The 21,980-nt window shown below is 64.5% G+C and carries 24 protein-coding genes; 9 read left to right on the forward strand and 15 right to left on the reverse strand.

The features are described from left to right. Position 1 precedes the first annotated feature (1 nt). Both ACSFA3_RS00405 and gloB read right to left on the reverse strand, forming a co-directional pair. Positions 2–1,624 (reverse strand): transglycosylase SLT domain-containing protein, encoded by a 1,623-nt coding sequence (locus tag ACSFA3_RS00405; protein ID WP_435503430.1) that lies wholly within the window; start codon positions 1,622–1,624, stop codon positions 2–4. Beyond that, positions 1,621–2,400: a hydroxyacylglutathione hydrolase gene (gene gloB, locus ACSFA3_RS00410; protein WP_435503431.1), complete on the reverse strand. Its 780-nt coding sequence runs from the start codon at positions 2,398–2,400 to the stop codon at positions 1,621–1,623. The genes ACSFA3_RS00405 and gloB overlap by 4 nt, the downstream gene beginning before the upstream one ends. Positions 2,401–2,419: 19 nt before the next feature. Between gloB and ACSFA3_RS00415 the strand changes: the two genes are divergently transcribed. Continuing rightward, the gene (locus ACSFA3_RS00415) at positions 2,420–3,190 is read left to right on the forward strand and encodes a class I SAM-dependent methyltransferase (RefSeq protein ID WP_435504915.1); all 771 of its coding nucleotides are present in this window, start codon (positions 2,420–2,422) and stop codon (positions 3,188–3,190) included. 18 nt (positions 3,191–3,208) lie between these two features. Further along, complete coding sequence (gene rnhA, locus ACSFA3_RS00420; protein ID WP_435503432.1) at positions 3,209–3,658, forward strand: ribonuclease HI; 450 nt, start codon at positions 3,209–3,211, stop codon at positions 3,656–3,658. A 49-nt stretch (positions 3,659–3,707) separates the two neighbouring features. Here rnhA and moeA read toward each other — a convergent pair whose 3' ends face one another. The 4 genes from moeA to ACSFA3_RS00440 all read right to left on the reverse strand — a co-directional run bounded on the left by moeA (position 3,708) and on the right by ACSFA3_RS00440 (position 8,342). After that, positions 3,708–5,030: a molybdopterin molybdotransferase MoeA gene (moeA, locus tag ACSFA3_RS00425; RefSeq protein WP_435503433.1), complete on the reverse strand. Its 1,323-nt coding sequence runs from the start codon at positions 5,028–5,030 to the stop codon at positions 3,708–3,710. Then, positions 5,027–5,668 (reverse strand): molybdenum cofactor guanylyltransferase MobA, encoded by a 642-nt coding sequence (gene mobA, locus ACSFA3_RS00430; protein ID WP_435503434.1) that lies wholly within the window; start codon positions 5,666–5,668, stop codon positions 5,027–5,029. The genes moeA and mobA overlap by 4 nt, the downstream gene beginning before the upstream one ends. A gap of 18 nt (positions 5,669–5,686) precedes the next feature. Beyond that, positions 5,687–6,838 (reverse strand): GTP 3',8-cyclase MoaA, encoded by a 1,152-nt coding sequence (moaA, locus tag ACSFA3_RS00435; protein WP_435503435.1) that lies wholly within the window; start codon positions 6,836–6,838, stop codon positions 5,687–5,689. A 70-nt stretch (positions 6,839–6,908) separates the two neighbouring features. Beyond that, positions 6,909–8,342, reverse strand: a complete 1,434-nt coding sequence (locus tag ACSFA3_RS00440) for an aldehyde dehydrogenase family protein (RefSeq protein ID WP_435503436.1) — start codon at positions 8,340–8,342, stop codon at positions 6,909–6,911. Positions 8,343–8,486: 144 nt separating this feature from the next. On the opposite strand from ACSFA3_RS00440, the gene ACSFA3_RS00445 reads away from it, so the two are divergent. From ACSFA3_RS00445 to ACSFA3_RS00455, 3 genes are all read left to right on the forward strand, one after another. Then, positions 8,487–8,723 (forward strand): hypothetical protein, encoded by a 237-nt coding sequence (locus ACSFA3_RS00445; RefSeq protein WP_435503437.1) that lies wholly within the window; start codon positions 8,487–8,489, stop codon positions 8,721–8,723. A 105-nt stretch (positions 8,724–8,828) separates the two neighbouring features. Then, positions 8,829–9,395 carry a hypothetical protein gene (locus tag ACSFA3_RS00450; protein ID WP_435503438.1) on the forward strand — a complete coding sequence of 189 codons (567 nt, stop codon included), beginning with the start codon at positions 8,829–8,831 and terminating at the stop codon, positions 9,393–9,395. 94 nt (positions 9,396–9,489) lie between these two features. After that, positions 9,490–10,485, forward strand: coding sequence for a Bug family tripartite tricarboxylate transporter substrate binding protein (locus ACSFA3_RS00455; protein WP_435503439.1), 996 nt, complete (start codon positions 9,490–9,492; stop codon positions 10,483–10,485). Between the two features lie 49 nt (positions 10,486–10,534). On the opposite strand, the gene ACSFA3_RS00460 is transcribed toward ACSFA3_RS00455, so the two are convergent. After that, positions 10,535–12,598 (reverse strand): sodium-translocating pyrophosphatase, encoded by a 2,064-nt coding sequence (locus ACSFA3_RS00460; protein WP_435503440.1) that lies wholly within the window; start codon positions 12,596–12,598, stop codon positions 10,535–10,537. A 248-nt stretch (positions 12,599–12,846) separates the two neighbouring features. Between ACSFA3_RS00460 and ppa the strand changes: the two genes are divergently transcribed. After that, positions 12,847–13,374 (forward strand): inorganic diphosphatase, encoded by a 528-nt coding sequence (gene ppa / locus ACSFA3_RS00465; protein ID WP_435503441.1) that lies wholly within the window; start codon positions 12,847–12,849, stop codon positions 13,372–13,374. A 110-nt stretch (positions 13,375–13,484) separates the two neighbouring features. Next, on the forward strand, positions 13,485–13,919 hold the full coding sequence (locus tag ACSFA3_RS00470) for a hypothetical protein (protein ID WP_435503442.1): 435 nt from the start codon (positions 13,485–13,487) through the stop codon (positions 13,917–13,919). Here ACSFA3_RS00470 and ACSFA3_RS00475 read toward each other — a convergent pair whose 3' ends face one another. Together ACSFA3_RS00475 and ACSFA3_RS00480 are read right to left on the reverse strand one after the other, a co-directional pair. Further along, positions 13,920–15,083, reverse strand: coding sequence for a GNAT family N-acetyltransferase (locus ACSFA3_RS00475; protein ID WP_435503443.1), 1,164 nt, complete (start codon positions 15,081–15,083; stop codon positions 13,920–13,922). 9 nt (positions 15,084–15,092) lie between these two features. Then, a complete protein-coding gene (locus tag ACSFA3_RS00480; RefSeq protein WP_435503444.1) occupies positions 15,093–16,052 on the reverse strand; it encodes a DMT family transporter in 960 nt (319 codons plus the stop codon). A gap of 105 nt (positions 16,053–16,157) precedes the next feature. Between ACSFA3_RS00480 and ACSFA3_RS00485 the strand changes: the two genes are divergently transcribed. Then, entirely contained in the window at positions 16,158–16,496 is a 339-nt protein-coding gene (locus ACSFA3_RS00485; protein ID WP_435503445.1) for a P-II family nitrogen regulator, read from the forward strand. Positions 16,497–16,502: 6 nt separating this feature from the next. Here the strand turns inward: ACSFA3_RS00485 and ACSFA3_RS00490 are convergent, their stop codons facing one another. The 6 genes from ACSFA3_RS00490 to ACSFA3_RS00515 form a co-directional block, all read right to left on the reverse strand. After that, complete coding sequence (locus ACSFA3_RS00490; RefSeq protein ID WP_435503446.1) at positions 16,503–17,093, reverse strand: LOG family protein; 591 nt, start codon at positions 17,091–17,093, stop codon at positions 16,503–16,505. Between the two features lie 30 nt (positions 17,094–17,123). Beyond that, on the reverse strand, positions 17,124–17,543 hold the full coding sequence (locus tag ACSFA3_RS00495; protein ID WP_435503447.1) for a diacylglycerol kinase: 420 nt from the start codon (positions 17,541–17,543) through the stop codon (positions 17,124–17,126). After that, complete coding sequence (locus ACSFA3_RS00500) at positions 17,540–18,028, reverse strand: RDD family protein (RefSeq protein ID WP_435504916.1); 489 nt, start codon at positions 18,026–18,028, stop codon at positions 17,540–17,542. Before ACSFA3_RS00500 ends, ACSFA3_RS00495 begins: the two co-directional genes overlap by 4 nt. A gap of 13 nt (positions 18,029–18,041) precedes the next feature. Beyond that, positions 18,042–18,803: a DUF3106 domain-containing protein gene (locus ACSFA3_RS00505; protein WP_435503448.1), complete on the reverse strand. Its 762-nt coding sequence runs from the start codon at positions 18,801–18,803 to the stop codon at positions 18,042–18,044. A gap of 86 nt (positions 18,804–18,889) precedes the next feature. Continuing rightward, positions 18,890–19,321 (reverse strand): DUF3619 family protein, encoded by a 432-nt coding sequence (locus ACSFA3_RS00510; RefSeq protein ID WP_435503449.1) that lies wholly within the window; start codon positions 19,319–19,321, stop codon positions 18,890–18,892. Continuing rightward, positions 19,318–19,884, reverse strand: coding sequence for an RNA polymerase sigma factor (locus ACSFA3_RS00515; protein WP_435503450.1), 567 nt, complete (start codon positions 19,882–19,884; stop codon positions 19,318–19,320). Before ACSFA3_RS00515 ends, ACSFA3_RS00510 begins: the two co-directional genes overlap by 4 nt. Before the next feature lie 283 nt (positions 19,885–20,167). Here ACSFA3_RS00515 and ACSFA3_RS00520 point away from each other — a divergent pair, with 283 nt between their 5' ends. Continuing rightward, on the forward strand, positions 20,168–21,964 hold the full coding sequence (locus ACSFA3_RS00520; protein ID WP_435503451.1) for an acetolactate synthase 3 catalytic subunit: 1,797 nt from the start codon (positions 20,168–20,170) through the stop codon (positions 21,962–21,964). Positions 21,965–21,980 lie beyond the last annotated feature (16 nt).

Here is a 21,980-nt window from a genome sequence, read left to right on the forward strand (position 1 = left end):
CTCAACGCCTCGTCTTCGAGGGCGTTCCGCCGCGCGGCGTCTTCACGATCGGTGCACTGCGGCCGGAAGATTTCGTTACCGCCATTCTCGGCGTCGATGTGGCCGCCGCCAGACCCTTGCGCACTGGCGCCTTGGCACCGACGCCGCGAGGGGTGCCGGTACTGGCGCCAGTATTCGTACCGGAGCCGACGCTGGCGGCACGCGCAGCCTGCACCGGCAGGAACACGACGACCTGGAAGCCGCGCTGGAATGCGGCCGTCGTCTTGACATCGTTCCAGTCGGCGACGTTTGCCGGGCTCAGGCGGTAGCGGCGTGCGATGGTGGTGACGCTCTCGTTGCGGCCCGCCTTCACCACGGTGCGACGCGTGACGATCTCGGGCTGGAAGCTCAAATGGCCGGTGTCCGCGACCAGCGCGCCCACGTCATCCATCACGCGCGCGCCGCGCGGCACGATCAGCGTCGAGCCGGCCTTGATCAGCATCCGCGGCGGCACGTTGTTGATGGCCCGCAGATCGGTTTCGCTCATCCCGGAGCGTTGGGCCGCGTCGGTCACCGTCATCGTCGACGGCACGGTCCAGGCGGTCCAGCTGGCGAACTGGCCCTGGCTGAAAGCATCGAAGTTGCGCTGGAACACAGCTGCGTTGTCCCAGGGCAGCAGGATCTGCGGCGTGCCGGCCGCGAGCAGCACGGGTTTGTGGGCGGCAGGGTTGAGCGCGCGGAAGTCGTCGATGCGCACGTCTGCCAGCTTGGCTGCGAGCGACACATCGAGATCGCGCGCGAGCGTGACGGTCTGGAAGTACGGGTGATTGGCGATCACCGGCAGGTCGACCTGGAAGCGCAGCGGATCGGCCACGATGTTCTTCACCGCCTGCAGCTTGGGGACGTAGCCGCGCGTCTCGGCCGGCATGGAAAGGTCGGTGTAGCCGGTCGGAAGACCCAGCTTCTGGTTCTTTGCGATCGCACGACCGACGCTGCCTTCGCCCCAGTTGTAGGCCGCCAGCGCCAGGTGCCAGTCGCCGAACATGGTGTAGAGGCGCTGCAGGTAGTCGAGCGCGGCGCGGGTCGATGCGAGCACGTCTCGGCGGTCGTCGCGGAAGATGTTCTGCTTCAGGTCGTAATCAGTGCCGGTGGCGGGCATGAACTGCCACATGCCGGCGGCGCGTGCGCTGGAGACGGCCTGCGGATTGAAGGCGCTCTCGATGAACGGCAGCAGCGCGAGCTCGGTCGGCATGTTGCGACGCTCGAGCTCTTCGACGATGTGGAAGATGTAGCGGTTGGAGCGCTCGGTCATGCGGGCGACGTAATCGGGCCGGGTCGCATACCACTGCTCCTGGTCGCGGACCAGGTCGGTGTCGAGGTCGGGCATCTTGAAACCGCGACGGATGCGATCCCACATATCGACCGGCGGCGCCAGCGCGACGACGCTGCGCGAACCGGACTGGCCGGCGCTGGCGATCGGAGTCAGCTGTCCGCCCGGATAGACTGGTGCCGCCGAACCTTCGGGAACGCCGACGGTGGAGCCGGTGCCGCCGGCGCGTGCCGATGAGGAATTGGGTGAGGTCGTGCTCGCGCAGCCCGTGAGGAAGAGGGCGCCGGCGAGAACGGCCGCAGTCAGAAAGTTCATCTAAATTCGTTTTTCCATTGGCGCAAGGCGGCGAAGGCTTCGACTTCGCCGGCATGGGCTGGGAGTCCGGCCTGCGCATGCAGCGCCTGAAGGACGTCGGCTTCGCGACTGCGAAGAAAGGGATTGATCCGGCGCTCGATGCCGAGCTGCGCGGGCAGCGTGGGCCGGTTCTGCGCGCGCAATGCCTCGCACTGCGCCATGTACTGAGTCAACTCCGCGTTGCGGGGTTCCACGGCGCGCGCAAAGCGCAGGTTAGAAAGTGTGTATTCGTGCCCGCAACAGATGCGGGTGTCGTCCGGCAACATGGCGAGCGCGTCGAGCGAAGCCAGCATCTGCGCCGGCGTGCCTTCGAACAAACGCCCGCAGCCGCCGGAGAACAAGGTGTCGCCGCAGAAGACCAGCGGCTCGCGGCCGGGTGCACCCGGCAGGAAGAACGCGATATGCCCCGCGGTGTGGCCGGGAATATCGATGACCTCGAAGCGCAGGCCGAGTACATCGGCATGGTCGCCTTGCGAGAGCGGGACATAAGGATGGGCAATGCTTTCGCGCGCTGGGCCGAATACGGTGGCGCCGGTCGCTTCGCGCAACGCGGGCACGCCGGCCGTGTGATCGCCGTGATGGTGCGTGACTAGAATCGCGGCCAGCTGCAGATTGTCGCGCGCCAGCGCATCGAACACAGGTTCGGCTTCTCCAGGGTCCACCACGATCGCGTGGACTCCGTCCTGCAGCATCCAGATGTAGTTGTCGGTAAAAGCGGGCAGCGGAATGAGTTTCATGAGCGGTCAAATTATAGGTTTGCAGGATTGGTTCGATACCCCGCCCGGCCGCTACCTGCTTGCCTGGGAGCAGGACCAGTTCGACCGTGCGGTGGCCGACGTGTTCGGCTACCACGCCCTCCAGCTGGGGCTGGACAAGGTCGACGGCCTGCGCGCCAACCGCATTCCGCACCGATGGCTCGCAGCGGACCCGGGCACCGAATTCGATGCCGACGCGGTGGTCCGCCGCCACGGAAATGCCGCGTTGCTCACCGAATTCGACGCGCTGCCGTTCGCGGCCAACAGCCTCGACCTGGTCCTGCTGCCGCACACTTTGGAGCTCAACGCCGATCCGCATGCCACGCTGCGCGAAGTCGAGCGCGTGCTGGTGCCGGAAGGCCGGGTCGTCATCTGCTGCATGAATCCGGCGAGTCTCTGGGGCTTGCGGCAAAGGCGCGCACGCCTGTACCGCCGGCTGGGACTGGGCGACCTGTTCCTGCCGGAGGCCGGCGATTTCATCGGCTATCGGCGCATGCGCGACTGGTTGCGGCTGCTGGGTTTCGAGGTCGAATCGAGCCGGTTCGGTGCGTACCGTCCCGCGGTGAGCACCGATGCGTGGCTGGAGCGCTATCGCTGGTTCGACTCTGCCGGCGCGCGCTGGTGGCCGATCTTCGGCGCGGTGTATTTTCTGGTCGCGGTCAAGCGCGTGCGAGGCATGCGTCTGCTCAATGCCGACTGGCGGGTTGCCGCCCGGAAGCGTGCGACGACAGCGCCCGTGCCGATCGCCGGGCGCATTCACAAGACAGATTGACGGATCGGGAAAGCAAAGATGGACGAAGTGCAGATCTACACCGACGGCGCCTGCAAGGGCAATCCAGGGCCGGGCGGATGGGGAGCGTGGTTGAAATCGGGCACGACCGAGAAGGAAATCTTCGGCGGCGAGCTCAACACGACCAACAACCGCATGGAACTCGAAGCCGTGATCGAGGGGCTGGCTGCGCTCAAGCGGCCGTGCAAGGTCGTGCTCTACCTGGACAGCCAGTACGTGCGCCAGGGCATCACCGAGTGGATCCACGGCTGGAAAGCCAAGGGCTGGCGCACCGCCGCGAAGCAGCCGGTCAAGAACGTCGAACTCTGGCAGAGGCTGGACAAGCTGGTGCAGGAAGCCGGGCACCAGATCGAGTGGCGCTGGGTCAAGGGTCATTCCGGCGATCCCGGCAACGAACGCGCCGACGCGCTGGCCAACAAGGGCGTGCTCAAGGCGCAGGGGCGGCTTTGAGCGAACAGGGATCTGATCAGGATGCGGTGAGAGCGCGCCTGGACGACGCCTAGATTGCGCCGTCGAACATCAGGACATCCACGGTCTCGCCGGGCGCCACGTCGCCCTGCGAATGGCCCAGTACGACGAGTCCGTTGGCTTCGACCATCGAACTCAGCACGCCCGAGCCCTGATTGCCGGCGATCCGCACTTCGGGAAGGCGGTCGGGCGAACCCCCCGGCGAGACGCTGACGAAGCCGCGCTGGTATTCGGTACGGCCGGGCCGCTTGCCGATCGCCGTGACGCTGCGGGCGCGAAGCATCGGTGCCGGTCTGCGGCAATCTGCGTTGCAGCCCATCAGCCGAAGCAGGGCGGGGCGGACGAAGGCCAGAAAGGTGACCATCGTCGCGACCGGATTACCGGGCAGGCCGAACAGGACGGCGGTGCCGGCGTCGTCGTCTTCATGGCCCGGTCTCGACACGAGACCGACGGCCATCGGTCGTCCAGGGCGCATCGCCACGCGCCAGAAAGCCATGTCGCCGACGCGCTGCATCGCTTCGCGCGTGTGATCTGCCTCCCCGGCGCTGACACCGCCGCTGGTGACGATGGCATCCGCAGTCAGCGCCGCGATCCGCAATGCCGCCACTAGCGCTGCCGGATCGTCCCGGACCTGACCGATATCGACGATCTCGCAGCCCAGGCGCGTGAGGAGGCCGAACACGGTGTAGCGGTTGCTGTCGTACACGGCGCCTTCGCGCGGCGCATCGCCCGGACTCATGATCTCGTCGCCCGTCGAGAAGTAGGCGACCCGCAGGCGGCGCAGCACCGGCAGCGTCGTCAGGCCCAGGCTGGCGACAAGGCCCAGCGCGGCCGGCCCGATCAACGAACCTCGCGCCAGCGCGGGAGAGCCGGCTTTCAGGTCTTCGCCGGCAAGCCTGCGATTGGCGCCACAGCGCAATGCCGACGCGGGAAAGCGGACTTCGTCGCCGTCGATCACGCAGAATTCCCTGGGCACCACGGTGTCGAGTCCGTTCGGCATGACGGCGCCGGTGGTGATGCGCACCGCTTCGGCAACGTCGACCGTCCCTTGCCACGTCTTCCCAGCCAACGCCGTGCCGACGACGCGCAGTTGCAGATCGCCGCCGACCGAAAGTGCCGTACCTCGGAGGGCATAGCCGTCCATCGCCGCGTTGTCATGCGGCGGCACGTCGACCGGACAGATCACGTCGCTGGCAAGAACGCGCCCGAGCACGTCTCGCAGCGGCAGCGTTTCGGAGGCGCTGACCGACCTGTCGCCGATCAGATCATCGAGAAACGTCCGGACCTCGTCGACGCTCATCGCATCGGGGTCGTAGCCGGCCAAAGTGGCCGCGATGTCGGCAATGCGTTTCATCGCGGCGCTCCTGCGGTTTCCAGCGCCTTCAGCTCCGCGAGCGTGTTCGCGTTGGCAAAAGCTTCCGTGGCGTCGCCGGGGCGGTCGAACGGCACGACGACGCAGCGATGCTGCGCCGTCCAGGCGTCGATCTTTCGTCCGCCTTGTGCGGTGAAAAGCGACAGGCTGCCGAGCAGCGCGGCCGGGAGCAGGCAGAACACGGGCTGCGTGCGTAATGCGATCGCGCCCTGACGATCCGCTTCCGGTGCAGCGGCAACGGCAATCTCCGCATCGCCGGAATCAGCCAGCGCCTGGACCATGCGTTCTGCCAGGTCCTGCGGAAATCGCGGCGTGTCGCAAGGCACGGTCAGCAACCACGGCGTCCGGCAATGCGCAAGGCCGCTCAGAAAACCGGCCAGCGGGCCTGGATAGTCGACCAGCCCGTCGGGCCAGACCGGCACATCGAAGGCTTCGTAGACCGCCAGGTTGCGGTTGGCGTTGACGGCCACTCCGGACACCTGCGGCCGCAGACGCCGCAGCGAATGAAGCGCGAGCGCAGTGCCTTCGAAAAGCTGAAGGCCTTTGTCGACACCGCCCATCCGGGTCGCGCGCCCGCCTGCAAGCACGAGGCCGGTGACGTCTTGCGCCGAGATCTTCATCCGCCCGTCATCCGTCAGTCATCCGCCGATGTAGCTCATCTCGACGCGTCGCGGCGGCGGCGCATCGCCTTCGACGCGCGGCGCCTCGGGGGCGCGCAACGCCCGCAGCTCCGAATAGCGGTCGTCACGACCGTGCCAGATGTGCCCGATCTCGGACAGGATCTGCGCGTCGCTCGCGACTTCCAGACCCGCGGCTTCGTTCGCGCGCAGCAATGGACGCAGGTCATGTCCGGTCCCTGCGAAAAGGCACAAATACAGTTTTCCCTCGGTCGACAGCCGCGCGCGGCTGCAATCGCCGCAAAACGCCTGCGTCACGCTGCTGATGACGCCGATCTCGCCCTGGCCGTCGGCATAGGCCCAGCGCTGCGCGGTTTCTCCGATGGCCGTCGCCTCGATCGGTACCAGCGGAAATTCCTCGCCGATGCGTCGCACCACTTCGGCGGACGGCAGTACTTCGTCCATCCGCCAGCCGTTGGTTGCGCCGACATCCATGTATTCGATGAATCGAAGCACGACGCCGGTGCCGCGAAAATAGCGTGCCATCGGCAGGATCTCGTGGTCGTTGGTGCCGCGCTTGACGACCATGTTGACCTTGATCGGTCCCAGCCCGACCTCGCGCGCCGCCGCGATGCCGGCCAGCACGTCGTCGACCGGAAAGTCGACATCGTTCATGCGGCGGAACACGGTGTCGTCGAGAGCGTCCAGGCTGATCGTCACGCGCGAAAGACCGGCCGCCTTGAGCGCTGCGGCCTTCCGGGCCAGCAGAGAGGCGTTGGTGGTGAGCGTGAGGTCGAGCGGCTGGCCATCGGAGGTGCGCAACTCGGCAAGCTGCGCGATCAAGGCCTCGAGATTCTTGCGCAACAGCGGCTCGCCGCCCGTCAGGCGCAGCTTGCGCACGCCGTGGGCCGCGAACAGCCGCGCCAGACGGGTGATTTCCTCGAAACTGAGCAGATCGGCATGCGGAACGTAGCGGTGGTTCTTGTCGAACACTTCCTTGGGCATGCAGTAGCTGCAGCGAAAGTTGCAGCGATCGGTCACGCTGATGCGCAGGTCCGTGAGCGGACGGCCCAGAAGATCGAAAAGGATTCCAGTCGCCGGAACAGGAAAAGCCGGACCCGGCGCGCGGCGCGCCCGGCGGATGTCGGCGAGGGGAACGGAGGTTTCTGTCATTGCTGGGCGTTGGGGGTGCGGCAATTTACCCGATGCCACCTGTCCCTTTGACCGCGCGGGGAAAGCCGCTTCAGCCGTGCTTGACCGCGACCGTCTTCAGCGTCGTGAAGCCGTAAAGCGCTTCGAAGCCCTTTTCGCGGCCGTAGCCTGACGATTTCACGCCGCCGAACGGCAATTCGACGCCGCCGCCAGCGCCGTAGTTGTTGATGAATACCTGCCCGGCGCGCACGCGCTTGGCCATGCGGAACTGGCGCGCGCCGTTCTCCGTCCAGACGCCGGCAACCAATCCGAACTGCGTCGCGTTGGCCAGCGCCACCGCTTCGTCCTCGTCGCTGAACGACATCGCCGCGAGTACCGGGCCGAAGACTTCTTCCTGCGCCAGTCGATGGTCGACCGGCACGTCGCGCAGCAGGGTCGGCGCCTGGTAGAAGCCGGTTTCGGGCGCTTCGTCGACGACCACGCCCTGCGCCACCATCGGAATGCCGGCGACTTGCGCATCGGAGAGAAAGTCCCAGACGCGCTGCTGTTGCGTCTGGCGGATCAGCGGGCCGACGTCGAGGTCCATCGCGGCCGGGCCGACGCGCAGCGCCTCGAACGCTTTACCGAGCCGGTCGAGCACCAGTTCGTAGATTTCTCGCTGGATCAGCACACGCGAGCCGGCCGAGCAGGTCTGGCCCGAGTTCTGCACGATGGCGTTGATGAGCACCGGCACCGCGGCGCCGATGTCGGCATCGGCAAACACGATCTGCGGGCTCTTGCCGCCCAGCTCCAGCGTGACGGGGCAGCGGCGTTCGGCGGCGATCTGCTGGATCAGCGTGCCGATCTTCGGGCTGCCGGTGAAGCTGATGTGGTCGATGCCTTCATGGCGGGCCAGTGCGTCGCCGACTTCATGGCCGTAGCCGGTCACGATGTTGATCGCGCCGGCCGGAAAGCCGATCTCCGCCGCCAGCTGGGCCACGCGGATCACCGAAAGACACGCGTCTTCGGCCGGCTTGACCACGCAGACGTTGCCCGCCGCCAGAGCGCCGCCGACGCAGCGGCCGAAGATCTGCATCGGGTAGTTCCAGGGCACGATGTGGCCGGTGACGCCATGCGGCTCGCGCCAGGTGAAAACGCTGTAGCCGTCGAGATACGGAATGGTTTCGCCGTGGAATTTGTCGCAGGCGCCGGCATAGAACTCGAAGTAGCGCACCAGCGCCAGCGCATCGGCCCGTGCCTGCTTGACCGGCTTGCCGCAGTCGCGCTGTTCGAGCAGCGCGAGCTCGTCGACGTGCGCGGCGATCTTCTGCGACAGCCTGTAAAGCAGCCGTCCGCGCTCGGCCGCGCTGACCTTTTGCCACACGCCTTCGAAGCAGTCGCGCGCCGCGCGCACGGCGGTGTCGATGTCGTCTGCATTGCTGCGCTGGATCTCGTCGAACTGCTCGCCGTCGGACGGATCGATGACCGGGAGGGTGCGGCCCGAAGACGACGGAACGGAAGCGTTGGCGATGTAGTTGAGTTGCATGGAAGCCATATTAAAAGGAATTGGACACAAAGGCATTGCGGACGGCAGGGGTGGCCCGGACCTTGCATTTCCGGCGCATCGTCCAAAATACGGGCATCGAGCAGGCGACGCGTCCTGTCAACAAACTCAACCAGGATTCCAAGAATGTCCAAGCCCGATGTGAAAACTGCCGTTGTGGCCGACGGTCTTCGTTACAAATCCAAGCCGTCCGGATCGCCGTTTCGCGCCTCGGCATCGTTCAGCGGCGCGACGATGTCGTGCTTCATGTGCGGCAAGCACCGCCTGCGTTCGCAGATGCGGACCCGCCAGGTGCTGGGCAAGTCGCAGAGCGTCTGCGCGCCGTCCTGCAAGGCGTTGGCCGAAGAAATCGACGGTGTGTAATCAAAACGGGTACTTGAATTCGAATCCGCGCTAGGGTGAAATCCACGATGGCTGTGTAACAGCCTGTTTCAGCGACCTTCTCGTCGTTTCAGCTGGAGATTCACCGTGAACAATGCGCGCCAAGTCATCATGCAGGTTGTCAAGCGATCGGGCGGTGCAACCCACCACGTTCAGTTCGTCATCGACGACAGCTTCGTCGATCGCTTGCGGCAACTCCGGTCGCTCGTCCCGCCGCTCACGAGCATCAACAGGCAGCGCGATCTCGTCATCGACAAGGTCCGTGTCCGCTTGCCGAACGGCGTCTGGCGCAACGGGGCGCAGGTCGAATCGCAGATCGAGGGTTCGTGCGTGGTTGTCGCCGCGGAAGGCCTGTTCAGTTGCGGCGGCAAGGACAGCAAGACGCGCGAGAAGCTCGTGACCTACGCGTTCCCCATCACGCGGCTCGGCGAACTCCATGCCGAACGTCCGGCCGGCGAAAGCTTCTATCTGCGCGATGGCGTGTTCTGCAACGACGAGCCGGCAAGTTCGCCGGCAGGGCGCTGGGTGGCGCTGTTGCACGGCTTCGACGAAATGCGGGTGCCGGAAGCCGCTTCCGATTTCGACACGCTCCAGGGCATTCCGCTGCGCGCGGAGCAGGGAGCGCACATTCCGCACAGCCTGCGTCTCAACTGAGCGCCCAGGCGGCGGCCGGATTCCGCTCCATTAGACTCGGCGACCCGAGACACTGCGTCCGGCGCTCGTTTCGCGCCGACGATGGAGACACCGCATGATCCGCAAACTGTTGCCGCTGCTGGCGATTTCGACGATTCCCGTGCTGGGCCTGCTGCCGCTCCAGGTTTCCGCACAGGCTGCTTCCACCGCAACCTACCCGAACAAGCCGATCCGCATGATCGTGCCGTTTCCGCCGGGCGGCGGCACCGACATCCTGGCCCGCATCGTCGGCACGCGCGTGTCCGAAGCGACGAAGTGGACGATCGTCATCGACAACAAGCCGGGTGCGGGTGGCACCATCGGCATTTCCGAAGCCGTCCGCCAGCCCGCTGCCGGCTACGAGATGGTGATGGGTCAGAAGGACAATCTGGCTGTCGCGCCCTGGCTCTACAAGGTCAGCTACGACCCTTCGAAGGACCTGACGGCTGTGGCGATGGTCGCCGACTCTCCGCTGGTCATCGTGACGGCGGCCGGTTCTCCGTTCAGGAACATGGCCGACGTGATCGCCGCAGCAAAGGCCGCGCCCGACACCATCACCTACGGCAGTCCGGGCAACGGCACCACGACGCATCTGGTCGGCGAGATGTTCAAGCTGGCTGCGGGCATCAAGATCTCGCACGTGCCGTACAAGGGATCGAATCCGGCCGTGATCGACACGATCAGCGGTCAGGTGTCGATGATGGTGTCATCGATTCCGTCGGCCCTGTCGCAGGTCAAGGCGGGCAAGCTGCGCGCGCTGGCTGTGACTTCCGCTAGGCGCAGTCCTTCGCTGCCGGACGTGCCGACCATCGCCGAATCGACTGCGCTGAAAGATTTCGATGTCAGTTCCTGGTATGGCATCTTCATGCCGGCCAACACGCCGAAGGAGGTGGTCTCCGTAATGAACGAAGCCGTCAACAAGCAGCTCGCCTTGCCGGAGACCAGGGACGCGATCCACGCGCAGGGCGCCGAGGCGCGTCCGATGACGCCTCAGGCCTTCTCCGCGCTGGTGAAGGAAGACTTCAGCAAGTGGAAGGGCATCGTCGCGGCCTCCGGCGCCAAGCTCGAATAAGCCGCGACGCCCGATTACGGCGTCAGCGGCGTCAGAGGCCTCAGCGGCGTCAGCCGCCGTGGAACCTCACCACCAGCGGCACGATCAGCAGCGCGACGATGTTGATGATCTTGATCAGCGGATTCACGGCCGGGCCGGCGGTGTCCTTGTAAGGATCGCCGACCGTGTCGCCGGTGACGGCGGCCTTGTGGGCCTCTGAACCCTTGCCGCCGTGGTGGCCATCCTCGATGTATTTCTTGGCGTTGTCCCAGGCACCGCCGCCGGTGCACATGCTGATCGCCACGAACAGGCCGGTGACGATGGTGCCCATCAGCAGTCCACCCAGCGCCTTCGGGCCGAGCAGCAGCCCAACCGCGATCGGCACCACCACCGGCAGCAGCGACGGAATCATCATTTCCTTGATGGCGGCGCCGGTCAGCATCGAGACCGCCTTGCCGTATTCGGGCTTGGCCGTGCCTTCCATGATTCCGGGAATCTCGCGGAACTGGCGCCGCACCTCTTCCACGACTGCGCCGGCCGCGCGTCCGACCGCTTCCATCGCCATCGCGCCGAACAGGTAGGGAATGAGCCCGCCAATGAACAGCCCGACGATCACCATCGGATCGCTCAGGTTGAACGTGATCGCCTGGCCGTAGCTTTCCAGCTTGTGCGTGTAGTCGGCAAACAGCACCAGCGACGCGAGGCCGGCCGAGCCGATGGCGTAGCCCTTGGTCACGGCCTTGGTGGTGTTGCCGACCGCGTCGAGCGGATCGGTCACGGCGCGCACGCTCGGCGGCAACTCTGCCATCTCGGCAATGCCGCCGGCGTTGTCGGTGATCGGGCCGTAGGCGTCGAGCGCGACGACGATGCCGGCCATGCTCAGCATCGCGGTCGCGGCCACCGCGATGCCGTAGAGACCGGCGAGCGAATAGGAAGCGAGTATCGCGATGCAGACGAAGATCACCGGCCATGCGGTCGAGCGCATCGAGACTCCCAGGCCGGCAATGATGTTGGTGCCGTGCCCGGTGGTCGATGCCTGCGCGATGTGCTGCACCGGCTTGTACTGTGTGCCGGTGTAGTACTCGGTGACCCAGACCAGCGCCGCCGTCAGCGCCAGGCCGACAAAGCAGGCGCCGAAGAGCTTCAGCGCGCTGCCCGTCGGCGCGATGGCGTTGTCGGGAATCAGCCAGGCCGTGACGAACCAGAACGCGATCAACGACAGCGCGCCGGCCACCGCGAGGCCTTTGTAGAGTGCTGGCATCACGTTGACCATGCCCGGCGACGCCTTGACGAAGAAGCAGCCGACGATCGAAGCGATGATCGACACGCCGCCCAGCGCCAGCGGATACAGCACGGCGTTGACCGGGGCTGCCGTCACCATCAGCGCGCCGAGCACCATGGTCGCGATCAGCGTCACGGCATAGGTTTCGAACAGGTCGGCCGCCATGCCGGCGCAATCGCCGACGTTGTCGCCCACGTTGTCGGCGATCACTGCCGGGTTGCGGGGGTCGTCCTCGGGAATGCCGGCCTCGACCTTGCCGACCAGATCGGCGCCCACGTCGGCACCCTTGGTGAAGATGCCGCCGCCGAGCCGCGCGAAGATCGAGATCAGGGACGAGCCGAAGGCGAAGCCGATCAGCGGATTCAGCACCGTGGCGAGGGGAATCCCGGGCGCCGCATTGCGCACCAGGAACCAGAAAAGTCCCGAGACGCCCAGCAGGCCCAGCCCGACCACCAGCATGCCGGTGATCGCGCCGCCGCGAAACGCCACATCCAGCGCCGGGCCGATTCCCTGCGTCGCCGCCTGTGCTGTCCGCACGTTGGCCCGCACTGAAACATTCATCCCGATGAAGCCGCAGGCGCCCGACAGCACAGCGCCGATCACGAAGCCGACAGCGGTCGTCAGGTCGAGGAAGAGTCCGATCAGCACCGCCAGCACGATGCCGACGACGGCGATGGCCCGGTATTGCTTGGCAAGATAGGCCGCGGCGCCTTGCTGGATCGCCGCGGCGATTTCCTGCATTCGCGCGTTGCCGGGGTCTTTCGCGAGGATCCAGCTGCGGGCCCAGATGCCGTAGCCGACGGCGACGAGGCCGCAGGCCATGGCGAGGACGAGAGGGGTGTTGCCGATCATGCTTTGCTTCTCCAGTAGGTACGCAACGCGTACGGGTCAGAGCTTCCGTCGCGTTGCTTCCTCGAAGCTTTCGTTGCGAAACAACGAAAACCGATTGGCCAACAAGGCCAATTTACAGGCAAATGTCACGGTGCGGTCAATTCGCTTGGCGTGCGGAAAGTAAACTTCGGGTTTGTCCGAGCCTGCGTTTTCACGGGGGCTCGCTCTACTTCGGATCCTTTCCGATTCCCACTTCAACGATCAAAGACATGTCCCTCGATAAAGTTTCTCCCGGCAAGAACCTCCCCGACGCCTTCAACGTGGTCATCGAGATCCCGATGAATTCGGACCCGATCAAGTACGAAGTGGACAAGGAATCGGGTGCGCTCTTCGTCGACCGCTTCATGACCACCGCGATGTATTACCCGGCCAACTACGGCTATGTTCCGCAGACCCTGAGCGGCGACGGCGATCCGGTCGACGTGCTGGTGATCGCGCCATATCCGCTGCTGCCGGGCGTCGTCGTCCCATGCCGTCCGCTCGGCATCCTGATGATGGAAGACGAAGCCGGCGTCGACGGCAAGGTACTTGCGGTGCCGACGACCAAGGTGCTGCCGATCTACAGCCACTGGAATTCGATCGACGACGTGAACCCGATGCGACTGAAGGCCATCAGCCACTTCTTCGAGCATTACAAGGACCTGGAAGCCGGCAAGTGGGTGAAGATCCTCGGCTGGGAAGGCATCGATTCGGCCAAGAAGGAAATCATGGATGGCATCGCCAACTACGTGAAGTGATCGGCGGCTGCGGCCACTGCTGATTTCGGACGATTCCGGGTGCGGATGGGGCATCTGCGAAATAAGCTTCCTGACCTTCGATCCGAAGGCACAAGAAACCCGGAATTCGAATGACGGACCCAGTAGACAGTCGTTTCAAGAGCCAGCCGTCGATCTTCTCGTTTCCCGACAGCGGCATGGGAAGTTCTCCCGACTCCGGCGACTTCAAGCCGAGCTGGACGCGCAATCCCTTCAAGCTCGGCGGTTCCGGCACTGACGAAAAGCCGGCCAAGCCCGACCTGAAGGTCGGCACCGGGCCACGTCCCGGTGGCCTTGACGACGCACCCGTGACGCCGCCCGGTCCCGAAGCAGCCAAGAAACCTGTTGCTGCAAAGGCGGCCGTTCCCCCGATCAGCACCCCGGTAGTCATCGCAGCAGCAAAACTCGCTTTCAAGCGAGACATCCTCGGTCACAAGACCCGTTTGTTCACCAGTCCGACCTTCGCGATCCTTGCCGGCGTTCTCGGCTTCGTCGGAAACCTGACCGGGCCGAAAAAAGAGGATTGATCAAGGAGCGGCCTTGAACGGGCTGCGTTCGTCGAGGTGCTCCATGTAGTTCTCGATTCCCGCGCCTTCGCGCTCGAGGAAACGCTCCACCGCGTCCGAGAACGCCGGGTGCGCCAGCCAGTGTGCGCTAATGGTCTTCACGGGCATCAAGGCCCGCGCCATCTTGTGCTCGCCTTGCGCGCCGCCCTCGAAGCGCTGCACGCCGTTGGCAATGCACCATTCGAGTGGCTGGTAATAACAAGCCTCGAAATGCAGGCAGTCGACCCTTTCGAGCGCGCCCCAATAACGACCGTATGCCACCGGCGGCACATCGGGCGCACCATCGGTCGACAGCGCGATCAGGCTGGTGGCAATAGGCTGAGCGTCGCGCTCTGCAATGAAAAGCAGCCAGGCCTCAGGCAGATTTGCTGCCATGCGCGTGAAAAACTCGCGGCTCAGGTAGGGCGCGTTGCCGTGCTCGAGGTAGGTGCGCTCGTAGCAGCGGTAGAAAAAATCCCAGTCATCCGCCGAGATGTCCGTGCCGCGTGACCAGCGAAACCGGACACCGGCGTCGCGCACCTTGCGACGCTCCTGGCGTATCTTCTTGCGTTTGTCATGCGCGAGGCTGGCGAGGAAGGCGTCGAAATCCGGATAACCGGCGTTCGACCAGTGGAATTGCACCGTGTTGCGGAGCATCAGGCCCGATTCGCTGCAGGCAGCGATGTCTTCGTCAGCCCCGAAAAGAAGATGCAGCGACGACAACTCCGCCTGCTTGCACCACTGCAGCAGCCCGTGGACGAGCAACGCACGGCTTTCTGCATCGCGGGCCAGCAGACGCGAGCCGGGTACGGGCGTGAAAGGCACCGCGACGACGGCTTTTGGATAATAGGAAAGCCCGTGTTGTTCATAGGCATTGGCCCAGGCCCAGTCGAACACGTATTCGCCGTACGAATGGTCCTTGACGTAGAGCGGGCAGGCGCCGATCAGCTTGTTTTCGCGCCACAAGGTCGCGAACTGTGCCGTCCAGCCGCTGCGAGGACTTGCGCTGGCACTGTCGTGCATGGCCGCAAGGTACTCGTGGCGCATGAACGGGCTCGGCGCGGCCTGCAGTGCGAGAAGTTCGTTCCAGGCCGCTGCATCGATGGCGGAGGGGTTGTCGTGAATGCGGAGTAACGGATCTGACACGGCGGTCTTTCAATGCGAGTGCGGCAGGGTCGGCTTGCCGGCATATTCGGCGATGGCGATGCCGCCCAGCACAAGGGCCAGCGCCAACCCGTGATAGAGCGAAAGCGATTCGCCCAGCACGGCGACGGCAAGGAGCGGCCCGAAGACGGGCACGAGATTCATGAACACGCCGGCGCGCGCCGGGCCGATCAGTCCCACCGCCTTGATGAACGTGACCTGCGAAATGAACGAGGGCAGCAAGCCGGTGAAGAGCAGCAGCAGCCAGCCTTTGCCCGTGGGCACGAAAGACCGACCGAGCACGATCTCCGCGCCCGCCAGCGGAAGCGAGACCAGTGCTGCGACCAGCGCGACGGCGGTGAAGAACACGATCGGCGGAACGGCCGGCCTTCGCCTCAATCCCAGCGCATAGAAGGCGTAAAGCATGCACGCGATCACCATCCAGACGTCGCCGATGTTGAAGGCCAGCGAGCGGAGCAGCGAGACCTGACCTTGCGACGCGACGACGGCGATTCCGGCCAGCGTCAGCAACACGCCGGCCACCTGCATCGTACGGACACGCGTGCCCAGAAAGATCAGTCCGCCGATCATCACGAATACCGGGATCGTGCCCTGGATGATTGCGAGGTTGATGGCGGTCGTGTGATGCGCCGCTGCATAGAAGAGGGCGTTGAAGCCGGTGAAACCCAGCGAGCCCATGAGCAGCAGGTAACGCCAGTGAGGAATCAGGGTTCGCCAGTGGACCGCGATTTCCCGCCGGGACGTCGCAAAGAGTGCAACGCAGCAGATTGCCCAGCGCAACGATGTCAGCAGCATCGGCGGTATCTCGCCGACGGCCAGCCGCGCCGCCACGGAATTTGCGCCCCAGACCAGCATCGTGAAGACGAGCAGTACATAAGCCTGTCCGCCGAACCACTCCGAGAAGGTCTGAAACAGGGCTTTTGGGAAGGTACTGGAAGAACTGGCGCGCATCGCCGTCGGAGCGTACCAGCCGGCGAGTAACCGCACCGCCGCGCTGGCAGGGATTGGCGTTACCCTATCGCCTGTAACTCAACGAACCTGCAGGAAGTAAGCCCCATGAAGCTCATCACCGTCATCGTCAAACCCTTCAAGCTCGACGACGTGCGCGAGGCGCTGGCGGAAGTCGGCGTCACCGGGCTCACGGTGACGGAAGTGAAGGGCTTCGGACGCCAAAAGGGCCATACCGAGCTGTATCGCGGCGCTGAATACGTGGTGGATTTCCTGCCGAAAATGAAGATCGAGGTCGTGGTCAACGAAGGCGATCTCGAACGTTGCGTCGACGCCATCGTCAACGCGGCGCGCACCGGAAAGATTGGCGACGGCAAGATCTTCGTCACCAGCGTCGAACGCGTGGTCCGCATCCGCACCGGCGAGGAAGACGAAGCGGCCGTCTGACGGATCTCAGACGATGTCTGCCAGCTTGTCGCCTTTCGGATGGCGCCCGGCTTCGTCGACCAGAGCCTGCAGCAAGATGTCGCTCTCGTCGCCACTTCGGATCAGCCCCATCTGCCACGTTCCCATGAAGCCTTCCTCGACGCTGTGCGCGAGAAACGCGAGAAGACCGTCGTAGTAGGAAGCCACGTTCAGGATGCCGACCGGCTTGTCGTGATACCCGAGCTGGCGCCAGGTCCACATCTCGAACAATTCCTCGAAGGTGCCGATGCCTCCGGGAAGCGTCAGGAAAGCATCGGCGCGCTCTCCCATCATGGCCTTGCGCTCATGCATGGTGTCGACCACGTGCAGTTCGTCGCAAAGGGTGTTGGCCAGTTCGCGATCGACCAGCGCCTTGGGAATGATGCCGACGACCCGGCCGCCGGCCGCCCGCGTCGCCTCGGCCACCGTTCCCATGAGGCCGGTTCGACCGCCGCCGTAGACGAGCTGGCCGCGGCGCTCGCCGATCCAGCGGCCGACCGCCTGGGCCGATTCGGTGAATTCGGGACGCTCGCCAGGGCGCGAGCCGCAATAGACACAAATTGAAAAAGCAGGATTCATCCGCTCATCATGCCTTGGTCGCGTGACTGTTCAGCCGGCGCTCCACCGCTGGCATGCGTGCCAGAGCGCAGCCAGCCACACACCGCTGCACAAAAGGATCGACAGCAGTACGGCGGCGCTGCCGAGATCCTTGGCGTCTTTCGAGAACGCATGCCATTCCGGGCCGATACGGTCGATGGCGGCTTCGATGCCGCTATTGAGCAGCTCGACGATCATCACCAGGACCACCAAGGCGATGAGCATCGCCACTTCGACCCAGCTGTTTCCGACCCAGAACGCACCGGGCACCATGACGACGGCGCAAAGCACTTCCTGCCGGAATGCTGCTTCGCGCCAGCCGGCACGAAAGCCGGCAATGGAGATCAGCGTCGCGTGCCAGATCCGCTCGACGCCCTGACGCGATTTCTGTGGATTCACCGCTTCGGTGGCGGGCGGAAGGTTTTTGCTCATCGGCGGCTCATCGGTTTGGAGGTGACGAGCCGCGTACCGGCCCAGGCGTCGTGCCAGAACTGGCCTTCCGGATGGAATCGCGAGAGCAATGCCCAGACGATCACCCAGCCGCCGATCAACAGCACCGACTCGCCTCCTGAAAGCTTGAAAGGTGCAATGGCTGCGAACGGCGGCAGGAACCAGACCCAGCCGAGCAGATAGCGCAACACGGCGCGTGCCTGCGTGACCGGCCGGCCGGCGTGGTCGACCATGCGGATGTTCCAGGTCTTCATCGCCAGCGTCTGGCCCTTGGACCAGAACCAGACGAAGTAGATGCCGAAGACGACGAAGAGAAATGCCTGCAACAGATGACGGCGCGAATCCATGGCGTCACGCATCTGTCCCAGGGTACTGAACAGCCAGCCGGCGACGAAGACGACGGCGAACAGCAGCATGCCCTCGTAAAGCCAGCAGGCCATGCGGCGCCAGAGGCCGGGTGTTTCGATCGCCACCTTGCGATCAGTTCGAAAGCAGGGGTACGACCGGTGCCGGAGCGACTGGCGATGAAGAGTCGTCCTGCGTCTGCCTGGCCGGCAACAGAGGAGATACCGGCGTCACCGAGGGGGCAGGTGCCGACGTAGCAGCGGCGGCTGCGGCCGAGGCCGTCGGTGCAAGCTCGATACGCGGGCCCGGGCGGCCTGCGACGCGCGCAGCCGGCACCGGAGCAAGCTTCTGCGCCGGCACGGGGCGGATCGTTCCCGCCGCGCCCTGCGGACGCTTCGCGGCGCTATCGGCCAGCCGGCGCTTCTCGTCGTCCGACAACGCCTGGTACACCTCCCACTTCGCCTTGCGCTCGGCTGCCGGAACCTGCTTGACTTCGTCGAAGTTGAAGCGCGCCTGCTCGCGCTGCTGACGGCTCAAACCGGCCCATTCGGTCATGCGGCTGTGCTGCACGGCGCTTTCCTCCGGAGAAAGCTTGCCCTGATTGCGCGAAATGACGATCCACTTGCGTTTTTGCGATTCGGACAGATCGTCCCAGGAAGCCGCGAGCGGATTGAGCGTCTGTTGCTGCTGAGCGGTCAGATCGCGCCAATGTGGTCGGGAAGAGGGTGCCGGTTTGGCGCTTCCCGTCTTCGCGGGCGGTGCGTTCTGCAGTGCCGGCGCTGCATTTGCCACGAACCCGATTCCCGCCATCGACAGCGCGACCGCCCCCACCACGAAAGCGGATGCGAGACCACGCTTCAACGACGAAAGCGGGAGTTTGACAACTTGGAATGGCATGCGGGCGGGTACGGGTCTTCGAGACGAGGTGCTAGGTGCGAGGTGCGAGTTGCGAACGGACAAGCGGCGACGAGCCGGAAACGGCGTCAGCGGTTGGACATTGCGTCGTTCTTCAGGAACTGTGCGAAGCCGGGATCGGTGTAAGCCGCCGGCGGCAGGTCGTCGGTCAGCAGGGCCGAATCGATCTCCGCGAGTTCGCTGGTGCGGTTTTCTTCCTGCATCACGCTGACCGTGATCAAGCCTGCAACGAGCGCAACCAGCGGCACGATGGCGCCGAGCCGGGTCCACCAGACGGCGCCCAGCGTCGCGACGCCGTTGGAGGCAAGTACGGCTGCGCGAACTTCGGCAGGCTGTCGACGGCGGGCGACGGCCTGCATGCGCGCGACACGCAAACGCTCGCCTATGTCATGCGACATATCTACGGATCCAGTCGAAAGGCGCGCGGCAACCAGACGGCCGAACTGTGCCTCCTGAGCGGAGGAAGCCGTTGCATTGGCGGGTGAAAGCGAGGTGTTCATAGCGATATTCCCTTGGCAGTGAGCGCTTTGCTCAACGCGTGGACTGCACGCGAACAATGGGTCTTGACGCTGCCTTCGGAGCAGCCCATGGCCGCTGCCGTCTCGGCTACGTCCATTTCTTCCCAGTAACGCATCAGGAAAGCCTCGCGTTGACGGCCCGGCAACGCCGCGATCTGTTCTTCGATCTCGTGGAAAACCTGTGCGCGTCGCGTGGTGTCCTCGGCGCTCTCGGTTTCACGGGTATCTGTGTTCGCCGTGAAGTTTTCCAGCAGATCGAAATCGCCCGAATCGTCGGGCGATTCGAAGTCGCTCAGGTTGGAGAACAGCGCGCGCCGCGTCTTCTGGCGCCGGAACCAGTCGAGCGTGCAGTTCGACAGGATGCGCTGGAACAGCATCGGGAGCTCGTTGGGCGGTTTGTCGCCGTAATGCTCCGCGAGCTTCATCATGCTGTCCTGCACGATGTCGAGCGCGGCTTCTTCGTCCCGCACGTGATAGATCGACCGCTTGAAGGCGCGTCGTTCGACGCTTTTCAGGAAATCGGAAAGTTCTTTTTCGGTGGCCAAGCGTGGGCAGCGCATCGCGGCGCCGAGTGGGGTTTCGCTCTCGGGGGAGCGTTGTCTTTCACGCTAATTATTGCATCGGCGCCCGGGGTTGTTCTTCGGCGGCGATTTCGGGGCGCTGTCAATGTCATAATTCGCATTGCAAGTCAAAAGGCAAACGGGTCACGGTCCGGCGGTACATATGAAGTCCGCCCATGGCTTTGGTCTCAAGTTCCGACGCGGCCTCACGAGGGTTGGCAAGGAGCACCCAAGGTTTTTCGTTCCCGAAAAAACACTAAGGTTCATCATGGAAATCTCGAAGGCGGAACTCGCTTCCGCAGCAGCAGCTGCATCGGCTCAGTCGGCAGCGGCAAACAATCAATCTCAAGAGCTCATGGGCGCCGAGGTGCTGGTCAAGGCACTGCAGGCCGAAGGCGTCGAATATCTCTGGGGCTACCCGGGCGGCGCCGTGTTGTACATCTACGACGCGCTCTACAAGCAAGACACCATCCAGCACGTGCTGGTCCGGCACGAACAGGCAGCCGTGCATGCGGCCGACGGGTTCGCACGCGCCACTGGTGAAGTCGGCGTGGCGCTGGTCACATCGGGGCCGGGCCTGACGAATGCCGTCACCGGCATCGCGACCGCGTACATGGACTCGATCCCGATGGTGATCATCAGCGGCCAGACTTCGACCTCGTCGATCGGCACCGACGCATTCCAGGAATGCGACACCGTCGGCATCACGCGCCCGATCGTGAAGCACAACTTCCTGGTCAAGGACGTGCGCGACATGGCCATGACGATGAAGAAGGCCTTTCACATCGCGCGCACCGGCCGGCCGGGGCCGGTGGTGGTCGACATCCCGAAGGATGTGTCGTTCAAGAAGGCGGCCTACACCGGCTATCCCGACAAGGTCGAGATGCGCTCGTATAACCCCGTGCGCAAGGGTCACGGCGGCCAGATCCGCAAGGCGTTGCAGCTGTTGCTCAATGCCAAGCGTCCGTATATCTATACCGGCGGCGGCGTTCTGCTTGCCAATGCGAGCAATGAACTGCGCGTGCTGGTCGACATGCTCGGCTATCCGGTGACAAGCACGTTGATGGGTCTCGGCGCGTATCCGGCGAGCAGCCGCAAGTTCCTCGGCATGCTCGGCATGCACGGCACGGTCGAAGCCAACAACACGATGCAGAACTGCGACGTGCTGCTGGCGCTCGGCGCTCGCTTCGACGACCGCGTGATCGGCAACCCCAAGCACTTCGCGCTGAACGAACGCAAGATCATCCACGTGGACATCGATCCTTCGAGCATTTCCAAGCGCGTCAAGGTCGACATCCCGATCGTCGGCGACGTGAAGGATGTGCTGGTCGAACTGATCTCGATGATCCGCGAAGCCACGCAGAAGCCGGACGCCGGCGCGCTGTCGGACTGGTGGAACACCATCGAGGCCTGGCGCAGCAAGGATTGCCTGGCCTACGACCGTGGCAACAAGGATGTCATCAAGCCGCAGTTCGTGGTCGAGACGCTCTGGAACATGACCAAGGATGCCGACACGTACATCACGTCCGACGTCGGCCAGCACCAGATGTGGGCTGCGCAGTACTACCGCTTCGACGAACCGCGTCGCTGGATCAATTCCGGCGGACTGGGAACGATGGGTGTCGGCATTCCCTATGCGATGGGCATCAAGCTGGCAAAGCCGGAGTCGGAAGTGTTCACCATCACCGGCGAAGGTTCGGTGCAGATGTGCATCCAGGAACTCTCGACCTGCCTGCAATACAACACACCGATCAAGATCTGCGCCTTGAACAACCGCTACCTCGGCATGGTTCGCCAGTGGCAGGAGATCGAGTATTCCGGCCGCTACAGCCACAGCTACATGGATGCGCTGCCGAATTTCGTGAAGCTGGCCGAGGCTTACGGGCACGTCGGCATGCTGATCGAGCGTCCAGAAGACGTCGAGCCGGCGCTGCGCGAAGCACGCAAGCTCAAGGACCGCACGGTGTTCATGGATTTCCGCACCGACCCGACCGAAAACGTGTATCCGATGGTCAAGGCCGGTGCCGGCATCACCGAAATGCTGCTCGGCGCCGAAGATCTCTGATCTTTCGCCGCCTCGC

It is taken from the genome of Variovorax glucosi, from assembly GCF_051216695.1.
In the GTDB taxonomy this organism is placed as follows: domain Bacteria; phylum Pseudomonadota; class Gammaproteobacteria; order Burkholderiales; family Burkholderiaceae_C; genus Variovorax.